The organism is Variovorax sp. OV084 (genome assembly GCF_900111625.1).
Lineage (GTDB): Bacteria > Pseudomonadota > Gammaproteobacteria > Burkholderiales > Burkholderiaceae_C > Variovorax.
In genome coordinates this window covers 1,304,318-1,310,532 of the sequence record NZ_FOII01000001.1, presented here as the reverse complement: position 1 = coordinate 1,310,532, position 6,215 = coordinate 1,304,318, and the positions used below count along the sequence as shown (strand labels likewise).

Below are 6,215 nucleotides of genomic sequence, written 5' to 3'. Positions count from 1 at the left end.
GAAGCCCGCGCTGCTGTTCACAGCGCCTGCACTGAGTGTCAGCATGTCGGCACTTGTGATGCCGCCTTGGCCGTTGGTGTAGCCCGATGCGTTGGTGTTGGTGAGTGCCTGGCCGTTCGTGTCGATGGCCATGACGCCACCGCTTTGCACGAGGCCGGTGTCGTTGTTCAGCGCACCGGACTTCACGTCGACGGTGGTGGTCGCGGCTATCGTTCCCTTGGCGCTGTTGTCAAGGGCGTTGCCATGCGTGTCGATGGACAGGCTGTTGCCGAAGACCTTGCCGCCGGCACTGCTCAGGCCACCATTGCTCAGCGTAGTCGTGCCACCGGCTTGCAAGGTGCCGCCAGTGTTGGTCGTGGTGCCCGTGGTCGTGACAGCCAGATTGCCGTTGACGGCTGCGGTCGTCCCCGCGCTGTTGTCCAGGCTGGCGGCGGTGACCGTGGTATTGCCGTTGGCGGCCAGCGTGCCGCCTGCGTTCGTGGCTGCACCCAAGACGGTTGCATGGAGGTTGCCGACGGCCGTCAGGTTGCCAGCGTCGTTCTTGAGACTGCCTGCCTGAACGGTGGCATTGCCGCCCGCCAGAATCTGGCCTGCTGCGGAGTTGTCGAGCAGACCGGTGACGGTGAGGCCCAGGTCGGAATTGCCCGCTGCCTGGAGCTTGCCGCCCTGATTGGCCATGGAGCCCGCGTTGGCGGTGATGACGCCATTGCTGGCGATGGTGCCTGCATTGTTGGAAAGAGCGCCGCCGACATTGAGCGTCGTGGTGCCGGTGCCGGCCTGCACGATGCTGCCACCGTTCTGGTTGCTCAGGGAGCCGGCTGACAGGTTGATCTGTTGGGCGTAAGTCGTGCCGCCGTCCTGGTTGAACGCGCCCGTGAGATTGACGGCCAATGCACCGTTGCCGGTGATCTTGCCGTTCGCGCCGTTGAAGCTGCCGCCCGCAATGGTCAACGTGCCGGTGCCGGCGTGATCGATCTTGCCGCTGGTGTTCGTGATGGACGCGGCCTGGAGTGTCAGGTCCTGGCCGTTCGTGGCAATGTGGCTGTTCGAGTTGTCGATGCTGCCGCTGACGGCGAGGACGGTGGCACTGGTGCCGGTCTGCACGATCTCGCCGCCGTTGGTGTTGGCGATGTTCGAGACATTGATCTGCAACTGGGCGGCGTTGAGTTGGCCGGCGCTGTTGATCAGAGTCTGGCCGGGCTGCGCGTTGGCGGTGATGGCGAGAGTGCCAGGGGAGGCGACGGTGGCGCCGCTGGTGGTCACGTTGCCTTCGGTGGCCGTGATCGCGATGTTGGATGCGCCGGCCTGGCTGCCGGAGAGGTCGACGGAAGCACCCTTGAGCGTGGCGTTGCCGCCCGCGACGTTGGTGCCTGTGGAGGTCAGGGCCTGCGTGGCCGTGACGTTCATGTCTCCGGTGCTTTGAAGACTGCCCTTGCTACCGTCGAGGCTGCCGGTCTGGATCGCGAGAGTCCCACCGCTGGCGATATGCCCATTGGTGTTCAGGAACTGCTGCCCGACGGTGAACTGGACATTGCCGCTGGCCGAAGAGATGGTCCCCTGGCTGTTGTTCAGGGACTGACCTGCGACCGTGAGGTTCTGGTTCGAGGTCAGCGTGCCCGAGGTGTTCTGGATCGCGCCGGCGACGTTGGCTGTCAGTGCGCCGGTCGCTGAGATGGTGCCCCGCAGGTTATTGGCCGCGCCGCCGACCGTGAGATTCGCATTGCTGTCGCTGGTCAGCACGCCGTCTTGATTCGAGAAATCGCTGGACGTAGTGATGTCGAGGCTGCCAGCGTGCAGGGTCCCCGCGTTGTTGTTGAAGGTGCCGAGGTTGGCCGTGAAGTCGCCAGAGATGTTCAGCGTGCCCCCTGTATTTTGGAAGCTCGGCTGGTTGAGCGACATGCTCGTGACGCTCAGGGTTCCCCCGTTGTTGACCAGGTTCGCGGTCTGCACGGTGATCTGGCCGCCAGCGTAAACCTTCCCGCCGTCGTTCTTTATCGCGCCTGCGGCGGTAATGCTGCCCGGTTCAATCGGTGCGACAGCAGGTGTTGAAGTGCCAGCGGTTGTCGTGCCGCCGGTCGATGCGGTGGTGCCGGTCGAGCCCGAGCTTGGCGTGGTACCTGTGCCGGTGCTGCCGCTTCCAGTGCTGGCCGTCGGAGCCGGTGCAGGCTCGGGGCCGATCCATCCACCGTTCGCATTGGAGACGGTCGGTGCAGTCAACGACAGTGGCGCCATGCTGGTCTGGCGGATCGTCCCCTGGTTGACGATGTCGCTGCCCGTGCTTGCGAGCTGTACGCTCTGGCCTTCCAGCGTGCCGGTGTTCTCAAGCCGACCAGAGGCTGTGACGACCAGACTTCCGGCGCTCGCGCCGATGTTGCCTGCATTCCGTACCCCGAGGCCCGCCTCGGTCCCGATCATCGTGATCTTGTTTGCGTACATGCCTCCCAAAGCAGAGGTATCGAGCGCAAAGGTCGGTGCAGCGCCCGTGCCCGTCGTGGGAGTAATCTGCGTGTGATCGGCACTGATCTGGTTCGCACCTGTGACCACCTTGAGGTCGGTGGCGTAGATTGCCGCATTGAGTTGCACGGCACGTGCGAGGATTGCTGCGTAGTCCGTGGTTCTTGCGTCAAGGCCGGCACCGTCGACGGTGACAGTGCCGCCGCGCACGAGGAAGCTATCGAGACCACCAATGGCATTGAACTGCGGCGTCCCCGTAGTAAGCGTGGCCCGCGAGGCATTGATGAAGCCGCCGCCGTCGACGCTGATGCCGGTCGGGTTGGCGATGATGATCTCGGCGCGCTGTCCCGCGACTTCCAGGTAGCCGCGAAGCTGGCTCGGATTGCCGCCGTTCACTTCGTTGAGGATGATCCGTGCGGGACCCGTGGCCAGACTGGGGTTGGCTTGTATGTACCCCCCGAGCTGGGACTGCACATTGACCCGGCTGTTGTTCAGGATCGCGCCGTTGGTGCCGACATTGAACTGGTTGTAGACGTTGCGCGAGATCCCAGCCGCCGAAGGCGTCTGGATGTTGACGTAGGGCACGCCGTTGGGCGCCACCAGCACGGTAGGGCGCAGGTTGCCAGGGACATTCGGCGCGCCGACGATCTGCGCATGCGTCGATGTCGTCGCGAGCATGCCCGCCAATGCAGCACCGATCAGTACGGGCGCAAGGGCGGCCGCACCGGCCAGTGCACTGCCAGCCACCGTCGTCGCCTTGCTGGATCCCTTACCGGTGGACGAGGCTGTTTCCTGAACCACCATCCGCATGCCTCTGGCGGCATTGAAGACGATGCGATGCAAATGGCGATTCATGCCCGAGACTCCCTGAGAATTTTTTGAAGACTTTCGATGCTTTTGTATCAAAAAGCATCTGAGTTCGATTATCAGGGGGCAAAAGGCCTAAACGGAGGGACGCCACATGTCGGCCCTGCGTACAAGATCACGAATAACGGGCCGGCAAATGTCAGGAATTCTTTGAATTAATTCTTAGGTATTCATATTTGCCAAGATGGCAGCGGAGAGGCGTCGATTGCCTACTTGTCTACGCGAACCATTTCGGGAATGTGGTCGATCTTTCGTGGTCAGCGTCCAGACCACCTGACCTGATGGCGTAGAAGTCATGCGTGCACAGCACTGGCCGCCAGCGGTGTGGCAGCAAGTCGTTGATCTGGTGTCCGGCTGTGAGGACATCGCTAGAGAGCGTCGCGCAGGTTGTTGAATTCCGCTGATCTCTGACCCTAGGGGGGTGCGGATGAAATCTTGGACTACCTTAGAGGTAGTTCATGTATTCATACGAAGATCGAATGCGCGCAGTGCAGCTGTACATCAAGCTGGACAAGCGAGTCGCGGCCACCATTCGCCAGCTGGGTTACCCCACCAAGAATTCGCTCAAGGGCTGGCTCCGAGAGTACGAGCAGGATCGGGACCTGAAGCCCGTCCTGGTTCGCGCACCGAAGTTCACCGAGGAACAGAAGGCACGGGCCGTTGAGCACTACCTGACGCATGGTCGATGTGTCGCCTTCACCATCAAGGCACTGGGCTACCCCGGCCGAGCCTCTCTTCACGCCTGGATTCAAGAGCTCAATCCCCGCGCTCGGCCACGCGTGCTTGGCGCATCGTCGAATGAGCAGAAGCACGCGGCCGTGCTTGCATTGTGTACACGTCAGGGGAGCGCACAGGCCATCGCTGACGATTGCGGTGTGTGCCGTGAGACCCTGTACAACTGGCGCAATGAACTACTTGGGCCAGAGGCTCTTGCATCGATGAAGCGCGCGAAAGATCTTTCGGCAGGCTCGGACCGAGCCGAGCTGGAACTGCAGCTCGAGACGCTGCGCAGCGAAGTTCGCCGGCTGCAGCTGGAACAGGAACTGTTGAAGAAGGCGAACGAACTGCTAAAAAAAGACCAGGGCATCGGCCTGCATCTCCTGACCAATCGGGAGAAGACACAGCTGGTTGATGCCCTGCGCCATGCCTACTCGCTGGCCGAGCTGCTTGCCTCGGTGGCCTTGGCTCGCAGTTCGTACTTCTATCATCGGGCCCGCCTCAGTGCCGGTGAGAAGTACGTTGAGGTGCGTCGCACCATCACTGATATCTTCGAGCGCAACTACTGCTGCTACGGCTACCGCCGGATCCAGGCCTCATTGGTCAGGCAGTGCTTGTGCGTCTCGGAGAAGGTGGTTCGACGCCTGATGAAGCAGGAGAGCCTGGTGGCTGCAGTGCCACGACGTCGACGCTATGGTTCTTACATGGGCGAGATCAGCCCGGCACCGGAGAACCTGCTGAACCGCGACTTTAGCGCCACGGCGCCGAACCAGAAGTGGCTCACCGACATCTCGGAGTTCCAACTGCCCGCTGGCAAGGTCTACCTCTCGCCCATAGTCGATTGCTTCGATGGGATGGTGGTGAGCTGGTCCATCGGCACACGACCCGATGCAGAGCTCGTCAACACGATGCTGGACGCAGCAATCGCTTCAGTGGGAAACACAGGCGCACGACCTGTTGTTCACTCCGACCGCGGCGCCCACTATCGTTGGCCAGGATGGCTGTCACGCATCGCCCAGGCCAAGCTGGTACGTTCGATGTCACGCAAGGGCTACTCGCCAGACAATGCGGCCTGTGAAGGCTTCTTCGGACGACTGAAGACGGAGTGGTTCTACGCCCGCGACTGGCAGGCCACGACCATGGAGCAGTTCACTCAGGCCCTGGACGCTTACATCCGCTGGTACAACGAGCAACGCATCAAGATCTCGCTGGGCGCCCGCAGCCCCGTCGAGTACCGCAGGGCTCTTGGGATCGCTGCATAACCAGTCCAAGATTTACGCCGCATCCCCTTTTCGACGGCAATCAACAGCCGGGCCCATCGCAAGGCTTGCGCGAGTTGCACCGCAGAGAAACCACGGACTTAAACCGGTGGCGCGTCCACGACACCGCCACGGGCCGTCATCTACTGATTCCGCAGGGCTCGCGCATGATCGCCCGGTGCGATGAATGGCCGTAAGGTGGTTGGTCTGAACGAACATTTTCGTCTCTGCTGCGATCGCCCGGGCCAGTGCGTCAAATGGCACGCAGACTGAGGGCTCCGCCGCAAGTTTCCGCGGACCTATTACAACTGCCAGTTGTCTGAAGTCATGATTCGTCGCACGCTCAACGCGAATCCATGCGGAAGACGATTCTGGGAGAGGGACTTCCGCTGGGTTGGACAGCGATTGTCGAACTAGACGCAGTGTGGCGCTGCGCTCTGGCTTGGGCACCAGTTCTGCTTCTCTCCGGGCTCTTCAGGCGAGGAAATGCACCGTCGAAACGCACAACCGCGACTTGAAAGCACGGCTCCACTTCGAGGATTTGTCATGCATATCGAACCCCATGCCAATCGCCGCGACGTTGATCCTTCGACAGTGACAGGTCCTGCGTTCTTTCGCATGGCCGATGTGGTGCGTATCACCGCACTGAGTCGCACCACCGTGTATCGAAGGATTGCCGGAGGCAAGTTCCCTCCTCCCGTGCACCTGGGCGGGCGCGCTTGTGGTTGGCCGCGTGCGGCGATTCAGCGCTGGATCGATGATCCGGAGGGTTACGTGAATGCCGCACTCACGCACACGCGTCGAGTGAGTTGAATGTACGGACGCGATCCGGTGCCGCGCGCTGCGCGTGAAGGGTGCAGTCGCTCAAATCGCCTGCATCAAGGCATCGGCGTATCGCTCCCGAGGCCTCGACGTCGT

Annotated in this window: 3 protein-coding genes; 2 read left to right on the top strand and 1 reads right to left on the bottom strand. The window is 61.9% G+C overall.

All coding sequences use genetic code 11. The annotated features are described in order from the left end of the window. The coding region (locus BMW87_RS06315; RefSeq protein WP_143062567.1) for a two-partner secretion domain-containing protein at nt 1-3,309 on the bottom strand (3,309 nt) is incomplete at its 3' end. 470 nt (nt 3,310-3,779) lie between these two features. On the opposite strand from BMW87_RS06315, the gene BMW87_RS06310 reads away from it, so the two are divergent. Continuing rightward, entirely contained in the window at nt 3,780-5,300 is a 1,521-nt protein-coding gene (locus tag BMW87_RS06310) for an IS3 family transposase (RefSeq protein WP_093075073.1), read from the top strand. A 543-nt stretch (nt 5,301-5,843) separates the two neighbouring features. Further along, on the top strand, nt 5,844-6,110 hold the full coding sequence (locus tag BMW87_RS06305; protein WP_093075070.1) for a helix-turn-helix transcriptional regulator: 267 nt from the start codon (nt 5,844-5,846) through the stop codon (nt 6,108-6,110). Nucleotides 6,111-6,215 lie beyond the last annotated feature (105 nt).